Source organism: Streptomyces sp. NPDC088350, from assembly GCF_044753545.1.
Lineage (GTDB): Bacteria > Actinomycetota > Actinomycetes > Streptomycetales > Streptomycetaceae > Streptomyces.
The window spans coordinates 22,980-41,137 of the sequence record NZ_JBIVNL010000024.1 but is presented as its reverse complement, the minus strand read 5'-3'; the positions used below and the strand labels follow the sequence as shown (position 1 = coordinate 41,137).

The 18,158-nt window shown below is 70.7% G+C and carries 16 protein-coding genes; 6 read left to right on the top strand and 10 right to left on the bottom strand.

From position 1 onward, the window contains the following. Positions 1–9: 9 nt before the first annotated feature. Positions 10–945, top strand: coding sequence for a cyclase family protein (locus ACIQBL_RS47270; RefSeq protein ID WP_401955064.1), 936 nt, complete (start codon positions 10–12; stop codon positions 943–945). Positions 946–1,283: 338 nt separating this feature from the next. Here ACIQBL_RS47270 and ACIQBL_RS47265 read toward each other — a convergent pair whose 3' ends face one another. From ACIQBL_RS47265 to ACIQBL_RS47250, 4 genes are all read right to left on the bottom strand, one after another. After that, the gene (locus ACIQBL_RS47265; protein WP_401955062.1) at positions 1,284–1,760 is read right to left on the bottom strand and encodes an ATP-binding protein; all 477 of its coding nucleotides are present in this window, start codon (positions 1,758–1,760) and stop codon (positions 1,284–1,286) included. Between the two features lie 530 nt (positions 1,761–2,290). Next, complete coding sequence (locus tag ACIQBL_RS47260; RefSeq protein ID WP_401955060.1) at positions 2,291–3,172, bottom strand: acyl-CoA dehydrogenase family protein; 882 nt, start codon at positions 3,170–3,172, stop codon at positions 2,291–2,293. Positions 3,173–3,175: 3 nt separating this feature from the next. Continuing rightward, positions 3,176–4,309, bottom strand: coding sequence for an acyl-CoA dehydrogenase family protein (locus tag ACIQBL_RS47255; protein ID WP_401955058.1), 1,134 nt, complete (start codon positions 4,307–4,309; stop codon positions 3,176–3,178). Next, a complete protein-coding gene (locus tag ACIQBL_RS47250; protein ID WP_043673793.1) occupies positions 4,309–5,505 on the bottom strand; it encodes an amidohydrolase family protein in 1,197 nt (398 codons plus the stop codon). Before ACIQBL_RS47250 ends, ACIQBL_RS47255 begins: the two co-directional genes overlap by 1 nt. Before the next feature lie 85 nt (positions 5,506–5,590). Between ACIQBL_RS47250 and ACIQBL_RS47245 the strand changes: the two genes are divergently transcribed. Continuing rightward, complete coding sequence (locus ACIQBL_RS47245) at positions 5,591–7,156, top strand: class I adenylate-forming enzyme family protein (protein WP_401955055.1); 1,566 nt, start codon at positions 5,591–5,593, stop codon at positions 7,154–7,156. Here the strand turns inward: ACIQBL_RS47245 and ACIQBL_RS47240 are convergent. Next, the gene (locus ACIQBL_RS47240; protein WP_200689302.1) at positions 7,140–7,652 is read right to left on the bottom strand and encodes an EF-hand domain-containing protein; all 513 of its coding nucleotides are present in this window, start codon (positions 7,650–7,652) and stop codon (positions 7,140–7,142) included. The two genes, ACIQBL_RS47245 and ACIQBL_RS47240, sit on opposite strands and share 17 nt — an antisense overlap. Before the next feature lie 163 nt (positions 7,653–7,815). Beyond that, on the bottom strand, positions 7,816–8,205 hold the full coding sequence (locus tag ACIQBL_RS47235) for an STAS domain-containing protein (RefSeq protein WP_401955053.1): 390 nt from the start codon (positions 8,203–8,205) through the stop codon (positions 7,816–7,818). Positions 8,206–8,526: 321 nt separating this feature from the next. On the opposite strand from ACIQBL_RS47235, the gene ACIQBL_RS47230 reads away from it, so the two are divergent. Next, a complete protein-coding gene (locus tag ACIQBL_RS47230; protein ID WP_401955051.1) occupies positions 8,527–9,099 on the top strand; it encodes a sigma-70 family RNA polymerase sigma factor in 573 nt (190 codons plus the stop codon). A 248-nt stretch (positions 9,100–9,347) separates the two neighbouring features. After that, positions 9,348–10,745, top strand: coding sequence for a zf-HC2 domain-containing protein (locus ACIQBL_RS47225; RefSeq protein WP_401955114.1), 1,398 nt, complete (start codon positions 9,348–9,350; stop codon positions 10,743–10,745). Between the two features lie 179 nt (positions 10,746–10,924). Here ACIQBL_RS47225 and purU read toward each other — a convergent pair whose 3' ends face one another. Both purU and ACIQBL_RS47215 read right to left on the bottom strand, forming a co-directional pair. Beyond that, positions 10,925–11,806: a formyltetrahydrofolate deformylase gene (purU, locus tag ACIQBL_RS47220; RefSeq protein ID WP_401955049.1), complete on the bottom strand. Its 882-nt coding sequence runs from the start codon at positions 11,804–11,806 to the stop codon at positions 10,925–10,927. A 159-nt stretch (positions 11,807–11,965) separates the two neighbouring features. Beyond that, positions 11,966–12,466, bottom strand: a complete 501-nt coding sequence (locus ACIQBL_RS47215; protein ID WP_401955047.1) for a hypothetical protein — start codon at positions 12,464–12,466, stop codon at positions 11,966–11,968. A gap of 117 nt (positions 12,467–12,583) precedes the next feature. Here ACIQBL_RS47215 and ACIQBL_RS47210 point away from each other — a divergent pair, with 117 nt between their 5' ends. After that, positions 12,584–13,894 carry an ABC transporter substrate-binding protein gene (locus ACIQBL_RS47210; protein ID WP_401955045.1) on the top strand — a complete coding sequence of 437 codons (1,311 nt, stop codon included), beginning with the start codon at positions 12,584–12,586 and terminating at the stop codon, positions 13,892–13,894. A 37-nt stretch (positions 13,895–13,931) separates the two neighbouring features. Here ACIQBL_RS47210 and ACIQBL_RS47205 read toward each other — a convergent pair whose 3' ends face one another. Next, a complete protein-coding gene (locus tag ACIQBL_RS47205) occupies positions 13,932–15,617 on the bottom strand; it encodes a hypothetical protein (protein WP_401955043.1) in 1,686 nt (561 codons plus the stop codon). Positions 15,618–15,828: 211 nt separating this feature from the next. Next, positions 15,829–17,214, bottom strand: coding sequence for a transcriptional regulator (locus tag ACIQBL_RS47200; protein ID WP_401955041.1), 1,386 nt, complete (start codon positions 17,212–17,214; stop codon positions 15,829–15,831). A 256-nt stretch (positions 17,215–17,470) separates the two neighbouring features. Between ACIQBL_RS47200 and ACIQBL_RS47195 the strand changes: the two genes are divergently transcribed. Further along, positions 17,471–18,133: a bifunctional DNA primase/polymerase gene (locus tag ACIQBL_RS47195; RefSeq protein WP_401955039.1), complete on the top strand. Its 663-nt coding sequence runs from the start codon at positions 17,471–17,473 to the stop codon at positions 18,131–18,133. Positions 18,134–18,158: the final 25 nt, after the last annotated feature.

The window sequence follows — 18,158 nt, the reverse complement described above, 5'->3', positions numbered from 1 at the left end:
GAGGCCCCGATGTCACAGCCGACACTTGGTCCGGAGTTCCACGACATCGCCAAGCGCGTGAACAACTGGGGCCGTTGGGGGTCGGACGACGAGATCGGCACCCTGAACCTGATCACCGACGAGGTGATCCGCGAGGCTGCCGCCGAGATCCGGACCGGTCGCCGCGTCCCCCTCGCCCTGCCCCTCCAACACGACGGCGTACAGACGGGGTTGATCCCCGGCCGGATCAACCCCCTGCACGCGATGGTGCAGATCAACCAGGAACTCTTCGGCCCGGGGACGGTGGCGTGCAGCGACGACGCCGTGACGATGGGACTGCAGGCCGGCACCCACTGGGACGCGCTGACCCATGTCTCGCACTCCGGGAAGCTCTACAACGGCCGCCCGGCCGGCACCGTGACCCCGCACGGCGGGGCCGAGTTCAGCGGTATCGACAAGGCGCGGCACATCGTCTCGCGCGGGGTACTGCTCGACGTGGCACGCGCACGCGGCGTCGATCGCCTCGAAGGCGGTCACGCGGTCACCCCGGAGGACCTGGAGGCCGCCGAGCAACTCGCCGGAACCCAGGTCCGATCGGGAGACATCGTGCTCGTACGGACCGGGCAGGTCCAGGTGTATCTGTCCGGCGACAAGCACGGTTACGGCTACCCGTCGCCCGGCCTGTCGATCCGTACGCCGGAATGGTTCCACGCGCGCGATGTCGCGGCCGTCGCCAATGACACGCTGACCTTTGAGATATTTCCGCCGGAGATCGAGGACCTGTGGCTGCCGGTGCACGCCCTCGATCTGGTCGAGATGGGAATGCCGCAGGGCCAGAACTGGAATCTCGAAGAGTTGTCCACAGCCTGTGGACAAGAAAACCGCTACGCGTTCTTCCTGTCGGCCATGCCCGAACCTTTCGTGGGCGCGACGGGAACCCCGGTGGCCCCGATCGCCATCCTCTAAGGCAGTCCGGTTTTGACGAGGGCCGGACTTACGGTCGGATGGCGGCGCGCTGCTGCCCGCCCCGAGCACGGCACCGCGTGCCGCCATCCGACTCCGGCGCCCCGTCCTGGCCCCCGGCCCCGAGGGAGCCCACGCCGAACGCGACCCACACTCGCCGAGGGCCCCCGTCACCGAAGCCCTCGCCGTCCCCTCGCGGCGAATCGCTGCCCACAAGCGTGACCACGTGGTCACGTCGCGTCAACGCCCATCCGGGGATTTGTTCCGTAAGCCGTATTTGTCACCGGGCGCGCACGGAAGCACAGCCCGGCGCATCTCCGCCCGGCACTTGCACAGGGCACCTACACCGCTTCGTACGCGAAGCCCTCGAACTCGAAGCCCTCGTACGCCGTGACGCCGCCCCCGAACGCCGCAGCGGCCTCCCGGGGTTCGCTGTTCCGGTCGATCTCGCACCAGATGCGCTTGCCGGTGCCCTCGGCGCTCCAGCCCCAGCGGTCGGCGAGGCCGTCCACCAGGGCCAGGCCGCGCCCGCCGGTCTCGTCGCCCTCCGCGCACCGCGGCACCGGGGCCTGACAGCTGGTGTCCGCGACCTCAAGGCGCACGGTCGCCGACTCGGTCGCCACCCCCGGCAGGGAGAGCCGCAGCACGGCCGGACAACCGGTGTGCACCACGGCGTTGGTGACGAGTTCGGAGACGAGGAGGATCAGCGTCTCGGCGAGCGGCTCGTCGGCCTCTATCCCGGACCCGGCGAGCCGCGAGCGCGCCCACCGTCGGGCTCGCCCCACCTCCGCGGGGTCGGGCCGGATCTCCAGCTGCATTTGAAGCACCTGCACCGCTCACACCATCCGAACCGGCGGACACATAGCCTCGCGCCTCACGAGGGCCACGATCGTAGCCATTTCCTGCATGGCCAGAACAATGGCCAGGGCAAGGGTCAGAGCAAGGGTCACGGAACGTGAATCCCTTGCGAGACAGCATGGTTGACGTTCAGTCACCCCAACAAGCGCTTCGGGCATATTCCAGCGCGAAGGAGTACGTGTGCGGGATACTGTGCGACGCTCACCGCAGGGAGTCGAACAGGCAGGGGTGAAAGCCCGTTCTACCGTACGAGCGGCGGAGCGCGCCGCCCGGTCCGGGGCCGCCTCACAGGCAACACCGGCATGGCTCGTACCTTGAACCACTCGCATCCCACAGAAGGTACCGGAGCCCGCAGCCGACTCCGGGCCGTGACGAGTCACGCGTAGGACACAACCCGATATCAACGCTCCGTGATTCCGGTGTGCCACGATCCGTGACACCGTTGTCGAGCCCGATCCGGTCGCCGCAGCCCAGCGGCCCGTCACGCCACTCAGGCCACCAGATCCGCCGCGAGCACATCCTCACTCTCCGTACCGCCACCACCACGCCGAGCGCGCACCCACGCCCGTTTCTGATGCAGATGGACCTCGGACTCCCAGGTGAAGCCCATCCCGCCATGCACCTGCAAACAGTCCCGGGCCCCGCGTACGGCGGCCTCGTCGGCCAGCAGCCGCGCCGCCGCGATGTCCACCGGATCACCGGTCACGGCAGCCGCGTAGACGGCGACCCGCGCCACCTCGACCCGCACCAACGCCTGCGCGCACAGATGCTTCACGGCCTGAAAAGCCCCGATCGGCTGCCCGAACTGCTCCCGAGTCCGGGCGTGTTGCACCGCGAGCCCACAGACACGCGTGGCGGTACCCAGCTGCTCCGCGGCGGTGAGAAGAACGGCGACGGGATCGGTACGCGCCGGAGCCGGCACCCGATGCAACGGCGTCAACGGATCCACCGACCGCAGCGCTACGGCCCCCTCGGCCCCCGGCAGCACGACATCGGCCTCCTCCAGCCACTCCACAAGCCTCCCGTCGGCAGCGGCGACAACTGTCTCCCCCGTGGCCGCCCCCGGCACCACCCCCGCAGCAAGATGCGTAGCCACCAACGGCCCCGGCACCAACGCCGCCCCCACTTCCTCAAACACCAACACGGCTTCGGGCAGCCCGAGTCCGGCTCCGCCGTCGGCTTCGGCCAACCGCAGGGAGAACACCCCAAGGTCGCCGAGGGCCCTCCACAAACCCCGGTCCAGCCGAGGAGCTTTTAGGGGCGCGGGGAACTGCGCGACCAGCCACGACGGACCCGCACCCGACCACCGACCGATCACATCCCGCACCGCATCCCGCAAGACCCTTTGATCATCAGTCAGTTGAAACCGCATGGCTCACCTCCCCTTCGGCAACCCAAGAATCCGCTCGGCCACAATGTTCTGCTGAATCTGCGAGGTACCGGCGGCGATGGTGTACGAAAGCGAGGACAGCCGATCCAGCACCCAAGGCCGCTCCAGATCCAGCGACTCCGCCCCCAGAACCTCCGCCGCCGCGTCATACAGCTCCTGACGGGCGTGCGAGTAGCGGAGTTTGAAGACCGAGCCGCCCACACCCGGAACGCCGCCGGAGGCTTCCGCCTCGCTGACATTCCACTGCGTCAGCCGCCACAACGCCCGGAACTCCGCGTTCAACCGCCCCAGCCGCCGCCGGAGCGCGGGATCGTCCCAACTCCCGTTCCGCCGCGCCTCCGCAGCCAGTTCCCCCAACACCCGTCGGCAGGCGACGACCTCCCCCACAAAGGCCGTACCGCGCTCGAAGGACAACGTCACCATCGTCACGCGCCACCCGTCGTTCTCGTCCCCCACCCGGTTGCCGACAGGCACCCGCACCTCGTCGAGAAACACCTCGGCGAACTCCGCGGACCCGGCGAGCGTCCGCAGCGGCCGTACGGTGATGCCCGCCGCGTCCATGGGCATGGCGAGCCAGGTGATCCCCCGATGCTTCGGCGCCGACGTGTCCGTCCGGACCAACAGCTCGCACCAGTCGGCGACTTCGGCGTGCGAGGTCCAGATCTTGGAACCGGTCACCACGTAGTCGTCGCCGTCCCGCCACGCGCGCGTGCGCAACGACGCGAGGTCGGACCCCGCCTCCGGTTCGCTGAAGCCCTGGCACCACACCTCGTCGCCGCGCAGCACCGGCGGCAGCCAGCGCTCCCGCTGCTCGGGCGTCCCCTCGGCGGCTATCGTCGGCCCCGCGTGCAACAGCCCCACGAAATTGGCCCCTACGTAGGGTGCGCCCGCCTTCTCGGTCTCCTCCAGGAAGATCAGCCGGGTGGTCGGGGAGGCGCCCCAGTGCACATCGGCGTACCCGGCGTCGTACAACATCCGCTGCCAGCCGAGGTCGTAGACGCGCCGGGCCGGCCAGTCGTCCGGGGACGGCTTCGAAGGCAAGGTGGGCAGCACCTTGGCCAGCCACTCCCTCAGGCGCGCCCGGAATTCGTCCTCCTCGGGCGTGTACGAGAGGTCCATTACTTGTCGAGGTCCAGGCCCAGCATGCGGATCGCGTTGCCCCGCATCAGCTTGTAGACCGTCTCGTCGTCGAGGCCCTTCACATGGTCGAGGGCGACCTCCTTGGTGTGCGGGAAGGTCGAGTCGACGTGCGGATAGTCGGTCTCGAAGGTGGCGTTGTCCCGCCCCACCACGTCCAGCGAAGCGACCCCGTGCTTGTCGCGGAAGAAGCAGCAGAACATCTGCCGGTAGTAGTAAGTGGAGGGCGGGTCCGGGATGAGGTCCCGCACGCCGCCCCACGCGCGGTGCTCCTCCCACACGTCGTCGGCCCGCTCCAGGGCGTACGGGATCCAGCCCATCTGGCCCTCGGAGTAGGCGAGTTTGAGGGTCGGGAACTTCACCAGGACCCCGCTGAAGAGGAAGTCCATCATCGAGGCCATGGCGTTGTTGAAGGACAGCGAGGCCTGTACGGCGGGGGGCGCGTCCGGGGAGGCGGCGGGCATCTGGGAGCTGCTGCCGATGTGCATGTTGACGACCGTGCCGGTCTCCTGGCAGACGGCGAAGAACGGGTCCCAGTAGCCGGAGTGGATCGACGGCAGTCCCAGATACGTCGGAATCTCGCTGAAGGTCACCGCGCGTACGCCGCGTGCCGCGTTGCGCCGGATCTCCTCGACCGCCAACTCGACGTCCCACAAAGGGATCAGGCACAGCGGGATGAGCCGGCCGCCGCTGTCGCCGCACCACTCCTCGACCATCCAGTCGTTGTAGGCGCGGACGCAGGCGAGCGCGACCTCCTTGTCGTGCGCCTCGGCGAAGGTCTGGCCGCAGAAGCGCGGGAAGGTCGGGAAGCAGAGGGAGCCCTCGACATGGTTGAGGTCCATGTCCGCGAGCCGCGCCTTGGGGTCCCAGCAACCCCGGCGCATCTGCTCGCGGGTGATGCCCTCCAGGGTCATCTCGTCGCGGTCGAAGCCGACGGCGGCGATGTTGCGCTTGTACGGGAACTTGAGGTCCTCGTAGATCCACCAGTCGGTGGGCGGGCCGTCCGGGTCCATCGTGATCTGGTACTTGCCCGCCACGTAGGCGAGTTCGCCGATGCCGGCGGTGAGCGGCTGGGGGCCGCGGTCCCGGTACTTCTTCGGCAGCCAGGTCTCGAAGAGGTGCGCGGGTTCGATCACGTGGTCGTCGACGCTGATGATGCGGGGCAGTTCGGTGGCCATGGGTTCCCCTCCGCCGGGACGGTACTTATCTGATGACCCGTCAGATAGCATGTCACCTGACGAGTCGTCAGCCAAGGAGGGGACCATGAACGAGACGCCGCACTCCCTGAGCTCCTCCCGCACCCTGTGGGAACTGGTCGTCCGCCGCGCCGACCTGACCCCCGACCGCCCGGTCCTCCTCCAGGACGACCGCGCCCTGAGCTTCGGCGAGTTGCGGGACCGGTCGGAGCGGGTGGCGGCGGGCCTGTACGGCATGGGCGTACGCCCCGGCACGGTCGTCGCCTGGCAGCTGCCCACCCGTATCGAGACGGCCCTGCTCTCCTTCGCCCTGGCCCGCCTCGGCGCCGTACAGACACCGGTGATCCCCTTCTACCGCGACCGCGAAGTCGGCTTCGCGCTGAGGGAGTCGAAGGCGGAGTACTTCGCGGTCCCCGGCACCTGGCGCGGCTTCGACCACACGGAGATGGCACGGCGGCTCGGCGCACGCGGGATCTTCGAGGCGTACGACAACGCCCAACTCCCGTACGGCGAACCGGACATACTCCCCCCTCCGCCCGCCGACGGCACCTCCGTCCGCTGGATCTACTGGACCTCCGGCACCACCTCCGACCCCAAGGGCGTGCTGCACACGGACCGTTCGCTGATCGCGGGCGGCTCGTGCCTCGCGCACGCGCTGCGGCTGACGGCGGACGACGTGGGCTCGATGGCCTTCCCGTACGCGCACATCGCCGGGCCCGACTACACCGTGATGCTGCTGCTGTACGGCTTCCCGGCGGTGATGTTCGAGCAGTTCGCGCTGCCGGACGCGCTGGAGGGGTACCGCAAGCACGGCGTGACGGTGGCCGGCGGCTCAACCGCCTTCTATTCCATGTTCCTTGCCGAGCAGCGCAAGCAGCCGGGGACGAAGGTCATTCCCTCGCTACGGCTGCTCGCGGGCGGCGGGGCGCCCAAGCCGCCGGAGGTCTACCACTCCGTCGTACGGGAGATGGGGGTCCAGCTCACCCACGGATACGGCATGACCGAGGTGCCGATGATCACCATGGGGGACCCGGACGACACGACGGAGAACCTCGCCACGACCGAGGGACGGCCGCCCGAGGGGATGGAGATCCGGATCGCCGGGGGCGGGGAGGTGCGGCTGCGCGGGGAGGCCGTGTGCCAGGGGTACTTGGACCCGGCGCAGACGGCCGAGGCCTTCGACGCGGACGGGTTTCTGCGCACCGGGGACCTGGGGCGGGTGACCGACAGCGGGCATCTCGTCCTCACCGGGCGGCTCAAGGACGTGATCATCCGCAAGGGCGAGAACATCTCGGCGAAGGAGATCGAGGATCTGCTGGCCGCGCATCCGGGCGTCGGGGACGTGGCCGTCGTGGGGCTGCCGGACGCGGAGCGCGGGGAACGGGTCTGCGCGGTGGTCGAACAGCCGCCGGGAGCCGGGGAGTTGACCCTGTCCGCCGTGACGGACTATCTGCGCGCGGAAGGGCTGTCCGTGCACAAGCTGCCAGAGCAGCTGGAGATCGTGGACGCCCTTCCGCGCAACGAGACGCTGCGCAAGGTGCTCAAGTACAAGCTGCGGGAGCGCTATTCGGGTCTCGGAACGGATCCCGGAACGGATCCCAGGACGGATCCCAGGACTACTCCGGGACAGTGAAGTAGCGGGCGAAGGAGGAGACGATCTCCGCCTCGCCGACCTTGCCGTCGCTGTCCGTGTCGAGGGCGGCGGCGGCCATGGCGGCGATGTCGTCGGGGACCCCGAGGGCCTTGAGGACACGCACGGTGTCCGCGATGGTGGCCGAGCCGTCCCCGTCCGGGTCCGCGACGTCGAGCGCCGCGTGCAGGAAGGGGCGGCCGATCTCGGCGAAGCGCTCCGGGTTGTCGCGCAACCGCTTGACCGCGCCGCCCACGAACTCCTCGCGGCTGACGCGCTGGTCGCCGTCCCGGTCGGCGATGCCCGCCATGCCCTGCCAGAACGCCTCGGCGCCGATGTACAGGGCCTGTCCCTTGTCGGAGCGGGCCGCCGTACCGAACTCCGCGAGCAGCGCCTTGGCCGCCGAGTTGAAGTCCTCCCGGTCGATGAAGCCGTTGCCGTCCTGGTCGAAGGTGGCGAACCGGGCGGCGATCCGTCGCTCGTACTCGGTGCTGACCATGTGTTTCGGGCCGCCTTACTCATGTGGGTGCGCTTGGCAGGGAGCGTACGACGCCGGGGCGGGTCCGGGAGTGGGAAAACGTCGCTTGTACCAAGACCGGGGAAATTCCGAAACAACGGCGTCACGCGGGAAACCCGCGGCGTCACGGCGGAACCCCGTGGCGTCACGCCGAGAGGGGGTCCGCCTCTTCCTCGGGCGCCTCTTCCGTGGCCACCATCACATCGGGGTAGACGTCGAAGAGGCGGCGCACGCCGAGGGCGCCGAGGACCCGGTTGACGTGCGAACCGTCGACGGCCCCGTGCGCGGGCAGGATGAGGCGCAGATTGCCCTGGCAGGACCGGATCAGCCGGCGGGCGGCGATCAGCACGCCGACCCCGCTGGAGTCGCAGAACAGCACCTCAGAGAGGTCCACGACCAGGCTGTGGTGACCGTCGGCCACCACGTCGTGCACGCGCTGGCGCAGCACCGGCGAGGTCACCAGGTCCAGTTCGCCGGACACGAGGAGCACGGACCAGCCGCCGCGCTCGCCGTCGTTCACTTTGAAGGCCACCATCGCGCCTCTCGCTAGCCGGAACTCCCGGAAACCGTCCGGAAACGGAAGCCGTACCTACGCTTCCTTGCAGCGCGGCTGCCCAGCGGCCGTTCCCTGAAACATGGCGCCAGAAACGGAAAACGGTCGGAAGAGGCTTGTTTTGGTCGCCTTCGATCCTGTTCGATCAGGTGTGGGCAGGGTAGGCGCAGATCCGTTACCACCTGCGTCCCTTCGGGGGCGTGCAATTGCAGAATGGGGGGTGCGCTGTCAGACGTGCCCACTACATTCGAAGAGACGGTGAGCGCACGCTTGACGTGGGCACAGGCACGGTGAGGGGGCCGCATGGCGACGAAGGACGCACCGCCCCGCTGGGACCGCAAGATGCAGCAGCGGCTCGCACGCGGCGAGGCGGCGGCCCTCGGTGAGCTGTACGACCGCTTCGGCTCCCTGGTGCACTCCCTCGCCCACCGCGTCCTCGGCGACGAGACCGCCGCCGACGGCATCACCCGCGAGGTCTTCGCCCACGTGTGGGAACACCCCGACACCTACGACCCCAAGCAGGGCACCCTCCGTTCCTGGGTGGCCGCGTTGACCCACCGCCTCGCCGTGCAGCGGCTGCGCGCCACCGAGACCGCCGCCCTCGCGCAGGGCGGCCAGGGCACCACCGAGGAGTTGGAGCGCAAGGTCCGCCGCGCCTCCGTCGCCGCCCGCGCCGACTACATCGTCACGTCCATGCCCGCCCCGCTGCGGGCCGCCCTGGAGCTGGCCTACTTCCAGCGCCGTGACTACCGCCAGACCGCCGTCGACCTCGGCGTCACCGAGGACGAGGCCCGCCGCCGCCTCCGCCTCGGCCTCCAGCTCCTCTCCACCGCCCACGACGCCGGCGCACCGCCGGGAGCGGGGGGTGGGGCGTGACCGACGCACAGCGCGACGGCTTCGAGGAGCGCAAGGGATACAAGGGTCACAAGGGTCACAAGGGGTACCGCGAAGGCGCCGGAGAAGGGGAAGGGGCCGGGCAAGGTGCGGAGGTCGTGCCGGCGCAGGGTGGGCCGGGGAGCAGGGGTGCCCCGGGTGAGCCCGGTGACTCCGCGGGCGACGGCTCCGCGCAGGGTGGTTCCGGGAACGACCACCGGGTGAACTACGGCTCCGGGAACGGCGGTTCGGTGAACGACGGTGGTGGCGACGGCGAGGGCACGCAGGGTGGGCCGGGCGAGCCTGGGGGTGACGGTTCGGCGAGTGGGGACGGCTCGCACGGTGCGGCGGGCGGCCCCGGTGACAGCGGTGACGGCTCGTACCGTGGGCCGGGCGGTCCCGGTGACGGTTCCGCGGACGCGGGTTCCGTGAGCGGTGAAGGTGAGTCGCCGCGGATTCCGATGCCCCGCGCCTCCGTGGAGGACACCGGGCGCCCACTGCCCGAGCTCGACGCGTCGGAGTCCCGGCCGGTGCCGCTGGTCCTGGAGCACCGGGTGCTGAAGGCGCTGCTCGGCGCGTGGGCGCTGGCCGCGTGTTCGGCGGAGGAGACGGCGGCCGTGGAGGAGCACCTCGGTGAGTGCGGGGCCTGCGCGGACGAGGCGCTGCGGCTGCGCGGCGCCGTAGGACTGCTGCACCCCGTCGAACCCCTCGACCTCGACCCCGGTCTGCGTACCCGCGTCCTCACCGGCTCCTTCGACCGCCGGCCGCCGCGCATACCCGTGCCGGAGTGGGCGACACCGTACGACGCGGAGACCGCGCGGCTGGACGCGCTGCTCCAGGACATAGGCGACGCCGAGTGGCACGCGCCCGTGCGGCTGCGCTGGTTCGACGGCGAGGGTCCGACGAGCCGCCGTACGACCGTCGCCGGGGTCATCGCGCATCTGCTGACCGTCGACGGCCTGGTCGCGGCGGCGCTGGGCCTCGACGACCCGCTGTCCGGGGAGGCTCCCAAGCCCGCGACGCCGGCCTCGCGCACCGAGGCGTACTGGCGGGCGTCGTACTTCCCGCCGACCCGGTCCATCCGCGCGCCCTGGCGCGAGCAGAGCCACGACATCGTCCGCACGGTGTCGTTCACTGGCGGCACCACCGGCAAACTCGCCGTCTCCTACGGCGACTTCGAGCTGCCGTTGCACGATGCGATGCTCGACCGGGCCTTCGAGTGCTGGGTGCACGCGGAGGACATCGCGGACGCGGTGGACTATCCGTACGAGCCGCCGTCCCCGCGCTACCTGAACCGGATGATCGACCTCGCCGCGCGGATGCTTCCCGCGGTGCTGGCCGAGCGGCGGCGACACGGGTTGGCTTCGCAGGGGAACGGGCGGCATCTCGTCGGTGCGGGGGAGCCCGGGCGGAGTCTGCGGCTGGAGATCGAGGGGCATGGTGGGGGCGAGTGGTTGATCGCCCTTGACTCACCCGGGGCGGTGGCTTCCGCGGAGCGTGAGGTGGCCCATATCGCCCTGGACGGCGTGGAGTTCTGCCACCTGGCCGCGGGACATGTGTCGCCGGAGGAGGCGGCCGCGGGGCAGCTCGGTGACCGGGAGGCGATCAGGGATGTGCTGTTCGCGACGGCGTCGTTGAGCCGGATGTAGGGGGCGGGTTTCGGGGGCGGCTGCGGGTGGGTGGAGCTGGTGGCGCAGTTCCCCGCGCCCCTTCGAAACGCCGGCTCAGTTCCAGGGGCGCGGGGCTGTATCGATATGCGGCTCCGCCGCGTGGGCGCGACCAGCCACAACGCGCCCGCAGTCGCCCCGAAACCGCACCCCCCTCGCCCCTAGGCGAACACGACCGTCCGGCGCCCGTTCAGCAGAATCCGGCGCTCCGCATGCCACTTGACCGCTCGCGCCAGCGCCTGGCACTCCACGTCACGTCCGATCGCCACCAGCTGGTCCGGGGTCACGTCGTGCCCGACCCGCTCGACCTCCTGCTCGATGATCGGCCCCTCGTCGAGGTCGGCAGTCACATAGTGGGCGGTGGCGCCGATCAGCTTGACGCCCCGCGCGTGCGCCTGGTGATACGGCTTCGCGCCCTTGAAGCTCGGCAGGAACGAGTGGTGGATGTTGATGATCCGGCCGCTGAGCGCCTTGCAGAGGTCGTCGGAGAGGACCTGCATGTAGCGGGCGAGGACGACGAGTTCGACGTTCTCCTCGCGGACCAGGTCGAGAATCCGCGCCTCGGCCTCGGCCTTGTTGTCCTTCGTCACGGGGATGTGGTGGAAGGGGATGTGGTACGACTCCACCAGCTCGGCGAAGTCGGTGTGGTTGGACACCACGGCCGCGATCTCCACCGGCAGCGCACCGATCCGCGCCCGGAACAGCAGGTCGTTCAGGCAGTGGCCGAACTTGCTGACCATGAGGACGATGCGCATCTTCTCGTCGGCCCGGTTGATCTGCCAGTCCATGTGGAAGGAGTCACCGATCGCCGCGAAGCTCGCGCGCAGCTTGTCCACGGTCACCGGCGGCTCCGCCGAGAAGTGGACGCGCATGAAGAACAGTCCCGTGTCCTGGTCGCCGAACTGCTGGCTGTCCACGATGTTGCAGCCGGTCATGAAGAGATAGCTCGACACGGCGTGCACGATGCCCTGCTTGTCGGGGCAGGACAGGGTGAGGACGTACTGGTCGGCGGGTGCCGCGGCTGGGGTGGACTGCGCGTTCATGCGGGACAGGGTCCCATATCCCCCCGATCGGAGGGACCGGCGTCCGCCACCCGGACCGACGCCCCGCACCCACCGCCGGCCTACGCGGACCGCACCCACCGTCGCCCTACGCGAACCGCGTCAGCCGTCGCCCCACGCGGACCCGCGTCAGCCCTCTGCCTACGCGGACCGCGTCATGATCTGGAGGACCTCCAGCGTGCGCGGCGGCGCGTCCGGGTCCTCCCCGTCGCTCACCGCCATCCGCACATGGGCGTCCCGTGCCGCCCGCACCGCCTCCGGCCACGCCTGGTGGTCGACGTACGCGGCGACCTGCGCGTCCGGGCCGACCTGGTGCATGATCCGCAGGACGCGCAGGACGGCGGTGTCGACGAGGGCCGCCTCCTGGGAGTCGCGGAAGATCGTGCCGACGTATTTCTCGGCGGACCAGTTGTCGAGCCAGGTGTCCTCGACGAGCCGGTAGACGGCGTCGGTGACGTCACCGTAGCCGTCGACGCCGGCCAGCCAGACGTCTCTCTGGAACGCCGGGTCCGAGAGCATGTGCAGCGCGGAACGCACGTTGCTGCGCCAGCGCCACCAGGGCATGTCGTTCAGTGGCATGCCGCCCATGGTGGAGGAGCGACGGGGGCGACGGGAAGAGTTCTCCGAACCTTGCACGGTCATCGATCGTACGTTCCTTGTCACACACACAGGAACACCCCCCGTAATTCACCTCCACGTCACCGTTCATTGACCACGAGTCACTCCCGGGTTAGCTGTGTGGCGGAAGCGTGTGTGTACATGACCGGCAGGCGGCGCAAGCGCAGCACCTTCCTCCCCACGATCACCCGGCCCGTCAGAGCATCCGTCACGTCGGCGGCCGCTCTGGTGGCATGTGCGTCGCTCGCGGCCGGCTGCGGGGTGATCCCCGGTACCACGGGGGGCTCCGGGGACGCCGCGATCACCGTGATGACCTGGGCGCCGTGGGACACCAACGCGACCAACAAGCCCGGTATGCCCGCCATGGCGACGGCGTACGCGAAGTGGATCAACAAGCACGGCGGTCTCAACGGCCGCAAACTCAAGGTCCTGACCTGCAACGACCACAACACCAGTGTGTCCGCGGCGAGATGCGCCCGGCAGGCCGTGCAGGAGAACGTCGTCGCGGTCGTCGGCTCCTACAGCGAGTTCAGCGACTCGTACTTCGCCCCGCTGGAGGGCGCCGGCATCCCGTACATCGGCGGCTACGGCGTGACGAACGAGGAGTTCACCCGCGCCCTGTCCTACCCCGTCAACGGCGGCCAGCCCGCGCTCCTGGCGGGCCTCGGCAAGGAACTCGCCCCTTCCTGCGGCCCGGTCACGCTCGTCCGGCCCGACTCCATCGCCGGCGACGACCTGCCCCCGCTGCTGAACGCCGGGCTCAAGGCGGGCGGCCACGGACCGGCGAGCGACCAGCTCGCGGCCGACGACGCCACCGAGTACGCGGACCAGTCGGCGCGCGCGCTGGAGAGCGCGAGCGGCGACTCGGGCAAGAAGGGGTGCGTGGTGCCCTCCCTCGGGGACCGCACCGACACCTTCATGGACTCCTTCCGGCGCGAGCGCCAGAGCTATCCCGCGGTACGGACCGCGACCGTGCTCGGCAGCGTCGACCAGACCGAGATCAACTCCACGGGCGGGCAGTCCGGGCCGTACGAGGGGTCGTACATCACCGGCTGGTACCCGGTCGCGAGCGACGCGCGCTGGGACCCGATGAAGAAGGCCGTCAACGAGGTGGCCTTCGGTGACAACCGCATCGACCCGGCGGACGCGGGGGTGCAGACCACCTGGATCGCGTACACCGCGTTCAGGGCCGTCGTGAAATCGCTCGGCGGCGGCGACGTGACCGCCGACAACGTGCGGCGCGCCCTCGACGACGGCGTCAAGGTCAACACGGGCGGGCTCACGCCGACACTCCAGTGGAGCTCCGCGGACGACAATCTCGCGTCCGTCGGACTGGCCCGCCTCGTCAACGCCGACATCACGCTTCAGGTCGTACGGAAGGGCGTTCTGGTGTCGGCGAAGAACGGCTTCTTCGACATGACGAAGATCTTGGACAGCGCGGATCTCGACTGAGACCCGCGCCGCCCTGTTCCGCTGCTCCCGCGTTCCCTCAGAGCTGGGTCGGCTGGCGCTCGGTCAGGCCGTACGTCTTCGCGATCGTGTTCCAGAGGGCGGCGGCCTTCACCTTCTGGTTGCTGGCGGTGCCGCTCGCCGCGTTGCCGGCCGCGGTCTGGCCGGTGGTGCGGGCGTTGCCCTTCTTGCAGCCGTGCTTGCCCGCGGCCTGGTCGGCCCACGCCGCGTAGTGGGTGTCGGCCGACGCGGACGCCTTCCACGCCTTGGTGAGAGCGGTGGTCAGCGCCTCGTTGGACGGCAGCTTGTCCAGGGTGAGCCCGGACAGCTTGGTCACCAGCTCGGTGCGCTGCTTGGCCGCGTCCCGCAGGTCGGAGGCGGCGCCGTCGAGGTTGTTGCAGGCCTTCACATTGCCCACGGCGTTGATCACCGAGGCACGGCTGCCGCCGCTGTCGGCGAGCAACTTGTCCAGGGCGACGGCCTGTTCCTTCGCGCCGTCGGTGCCCGCCGACGAGGAACTCGCGGCCGACGTGGCCGCGACGGTCTTGTTGGCGTCGCTCTTGCCGCCGCCACCGCTGAGCAGCGCGCCCGCGCCGACCCCGAGGACGGCGATCCCGACCCCGACACCGGCGATCAGCGGCACCCGCGAGCGACGCCCGCCCCGGCCCCCGTCGTCGCCCTGCGCCGCGCCCGGCCCCCCGCCCCCGGGCGGGGCGTAGGACGGCTGGGCATACGACGGCTGGGCGTACGAAGGCTGCGCGTAGCCCTGTCGCTCGGGCTGCGGCGGCTGCTGGTAGCGGGGAATCTGCTGCGTGGACCCGGCCGGGGCCTCGCTCCCGGAGCCGCCGCGGAAGAGGTTGTCGAACTCGACGGGCGGCTGCCGCTCCCCGGACCCGCCCGGCTGCGCCCCGTACCCGGGAGCGGCGCCCTGCGCGGGCACCGGCGGGAGGAACTGCGTGGGCTGCGCGTCGGGGTGGGAGGCCTGCGGCATGGGCCCGGCGTGCACCTCGGGCGGCAGCGCCCCCGGCACGACGGGCGGGATGAACTGGGTGGCGCCCTCGTCCATGCCGACGGCGGGGACCGGCGGCAGGAACTGCGTGGCGCCCTCGTCGCCGGGAGGGTTGACCACCGGCGGGATGAACTGCGTCGCCCCCTCGTCGGCGGACGGCGGCGGGGCGCTCGGAAACGCGGGCGAGGCGGGCGGCAGCGGCGCGCCCGCACCGGAAGCGCCGTATCCGTATCCGCCGTAGGCCTGCGGGTCGGTCCCGGCCGGTATCGCGTGCGCCTGGTCCGACGGGTAGCCCGAGGCGTACTCCGGTGTGTACGACTGCGGGGTGCCGTACGGCTGTGCCTGCGCCCCGTAGGCGCTCTCCTGGGGCAGGGCCCCCGGCTGGGCCGGGATGCCGTCCTGGGCGCCCCACGGGGACGGCTGCTCGGGGGCGGTGCCCCACTGCTGCTGCGGCTGCTGTGGTGCGTCGCCCCAGCCCTGTCCCGGCGGCGGGGGCGGCGTCTGGTGCTGTGGGTCGTGCTGCTGGTCCGGGCCCCACGACCCGCCCCAGGGCTGGCCGCCGCCCGGGGGTGCTGTCGCCGGCTGGCCGCCCGACCGCTGGTCACCGTGCCCGCCCGTCATACCCGGCAGGAGGGGTGCGCCTCCGTCGGAGGGCAGCACGATGCCTTCGCGCGCGGGCCGCGCCGAGGGCTCCTCGCCCTGTCCACTCTGCGTCACCGGGACTCCTACGAATGGGGGACCTTCGGGATCGTCGGCTCACGCTACCGGGTACCCCGAGCCCGGTGCCACGCAGCACTGGACTGGACCTCTCCACTTGTGACCCCGGTAACAGCTCCGGGCCCCCATCAGCACCGAGAACCGCTCCAAATCCCGCTGTACGCCCCCTTTCACCAGTGGAAGACCACCGGACGCTTCGTTCACTCCCTGTTCACGCGGCGGCCTGCAACTCCATCCGCGCCCCGAACTCCCGCACCACCGGCTCGTCCCGGTACGGCTCCAGGCGCTGCTGGAAGTCGTCCAGGTACTCGGCGCCCCGGTTGGAGCGGAGCGAACCGAGCAACTCCACCGCTTTCAGGCCCGTGTTGCAGGCCTGCTCGACCTCGCGCTGCTGCACCTGCGCGCTCGCGAGGAGCACGTACCCGATGGCCCGACGGCGTGCCCGCGACTCCGGGTGCCCGTCCAGGGACTCCTGCGCGCACCTGGCCGCCGCCTCGGCCTGCCCCAGGTCGCGGTGGCAGTGCGCCAACTCGTCGGCGAGATACGCCTCGTCGAAGTGCCCGATCCACGCCGGGTCGTCCCCGGACGACGGATCCGCCGCGTCCAGCGCGCTCACCGCGCGCCCCGACGCCAGCTGCGCGGACCGCGCGTCACCCATGAGGGCGTGCCCGCGCGCCTCCGCCGCGTAGAACATCGCCTCGGCCCGCGGGGTCACGCGCCCGCGCGCCCCCTCCTGCGCCGCCCGCGCCAACTGCGCGATCTCACGCGGGTTTCCGAGCTGCGCGGCCAGGTGACTCATGGACGCGGCCAGGACGTACCCGCCGTATCCCCGGTCCCCGGCCGCCTGCGCGAGGCGCAGCGCCTGGATGTAGTACCGCTGCGCCAGGCCGGGTTGACCGGTGTCGACGGCCATGTAGCCGGCGAGTTCCGTCAACCGGGCGACGGCGGCGAACAGTTCACGCCCCACGGCCTCCCGGTACGACCCCGCGAGCAGCCCGGAGACGACACTGTTGAGGTAGTGCACGACGACCGGGCGCACATGCCCGCTGCCGTACTGATGGTCCAGGTCGCTGAGCGCCTGGGTCATCGCGCGGACCGCCGCCACGTCGGACGGGCCCACCCTCGGCCCCGCCGCGCGCGCGACCTGCGAGTCCGGCGAGGAGATCAGCCAGTCACGGCTCGGCTCGACCAGCGCGGACGCGGCGACCGACGAACCGGACAGGAAGTCCCGGCGCCCCACGTCGCTGCGCCACAGCTCACACACCTGCTCGATGGCCCCGAGGACGGTCGGCGAGAACTGCAGGCCCACGCCCGACGCGAGGTTCTTGCCGTTGGCCATGCCGATCTCGTCGATCGTGACCGTACGGCCCAGCTTGCGGCCCAGCGCCTCGGCGATGATCGCCGGAGCCCGCCCGCGCGGCTGCTGTCCCCGCAGCCAACGGGCCACGGACGTCTTGTCGTAGCGCAGGTCGAGACCGTGCTCGGCGCCGCACATGTTGACCCGGCGGGCCAGCCCGGCGTTCGAGCACCCCGCCTCCTGGATGAGCGCCTGCAGCCGTTCGTTCGGCTGCCGCGCGACAAGTGGCCTTGCGGCCATGGCGTACCCCCTGGGAACAACCCCTGAAGCGAAAAGATCCGGCCGTGAAGATCAATGCCCAGCGAACATGGCGAAAATGCGAAGCATGCGAGGAATGCCGGGGTAAAAGCTGGTGCCCGCCCCACACGTGGCTACCCAACTCCCGCCGTCGTTCCTCCCGCGCGCCCCCGCACATGCCTCCATGCGCCCCAGTTGCGGAATCGATGCTCCTCCCCCGCGCGCGCTACCCCCGTAACTCCAGGTGGGTGCGGGAGTTGTGTTGGGCGTGGAAGAGACGATCGCGGGCACCGAAGCCGCTCAGATTCCGAAGCAGCGCGGGGAATCGCTGCTGGAGACAGCCGTACGCTACGCCGAGGAGCGCCACTGGGACGTCTTCCCCGGCACCTGGCTGGAAGCCGTCGACGGGGTGCAGCACTGCTCGTGCGGCGACCGCGCGTGCGCCGCACCCGGCGCACATCCGGCGCGTGAGGACTGGGCGACGCAGGCGACGGGCAGTGCGACGGTCGCGCGGCGGATGTGGCAGAAGCAGCCGGCCGCATCGATTCTGCTGCCGACCGGGCGGACCTTCGACGCGATTTCCGTTCCGGAGACCGCGGGGTTCCTCGCGCTGGCGCGTATGGAGCGCATGGAGTTGACGCTGGGTCCCGTCACGTTGACGCCGGCCCGGCGGATGGAGTTCTTCGTTCTTCCCGGGGCTTCGGTGAAGGTGCCGGATCTGGTGCGGAAGATCGGGTGGTCGCCGGCGTCGTTGGATCTTGTGGTGCTGGGTGAGGGTGGGTATGTGGCCGCGCCGCCTACCCGGTTCGGGTCTCGGGGGGCTGTGCAGTGGGCCTGCCGGCCGACCGCGGCGAACCGTTGGCTGCCGGATGCGGAGGAGTTGATCTCGCCGCTCGCCTATGCGTGTGGGCGGGATCGGTAGGTCGGGCGGCTGCGGGTCCGTTGTG

Coding starts and splice junctions, on each gene's coding strand:
- ACIQBL_RS47270 (WP_401955064.1), top strand. CDS start 10: ATGTCACAGCCGACACTTGGTCCGGAGTTCCACGACATCGCCAAGCGC.
- ACIQBL_RS47265 (WP_401955062.1), bottom strand. CDS start 1,760: ATGCAGCTGGAGATCCGGCCCGACCCCGCGGAGGTGGGGCGAGCCCGA.
- ACIQBL_RS47260 (WP_401955060.1), bottom strand. CDS start 3,172: ATGCGGTTTCAACTGACTGATGATCAAAGGGTCTTGCGGGATGCGGTG.
- ACIQBL_RS47255 (WP_401955058.1), bottom strand. CDS start 4,309: ATGGACCTCTCGTACACGCCCGAGGAGGACGAATTCCGGGCGCGCCTG.
- ACIQBL_RS47250 (WP_043673793.1), bottom strand. CDS start 5,505: ATGGCCACCGAACTGCCCCGCATCATCAGCGTCGACGACCACGTGATC.
- ACIQBL_RS47245 (WP_401955055.1), top strand. CDS start 5,591: ATGAACGAGACGCCGCACTCCCTGAGCTCCTCCCGCACCCTGTGGGAA.
- ACIQBL_RS47240 (WP_200689302.1), bottom strand. CDS start 7,652: ATGGTCAGCACCGAGTACGAGCGACGGATCGCCGCCCGGTTCGCCACC.
- ACIQBL_RS47235 (WP_401955053.1), bottom strand. CDS start 8,205: ATGGTGGCCTTCAAAGTGAACGACGGCGAGCGCGGCGGCTGGTCCGTG.
- ACIQBL_RS47230 (WP_401955051.1), top strand. CDS start 8,527: ATGGCGACGAAGGACGCACCGCCCCGCTGGGACCGCAAGATGCAGCAG.
- purU (WP_401955049.1), bottom strand. CDS start 11,806: ATGAACGCGCAGTCCACCCCAGCCGCGGCACCCGCCGACCAGTACGTC.
- ACIQBL_RS47215 (WP_401955047.1), bottom strand. CDS start 12,466: ATGACCGTGCAAGGTTCGGAGAACTCTTCCCGTCGCCCCCGTCGCTCC.
- ACIQBL_RS47210 (WP_401955045.1), top strand. CDS start 12,584: ATGACCGGCAGGCGGCGCAAGCGCAGCACCTTCCTCCCCACGATCACC.
- ACIQBL_RS47200 (WP_401955041.1), bottom strand. CDS start 17,214: ATGGCCGCAAGGCCACTTGTCGCGCGGCAGCCGAACGAACGGCTGCAG.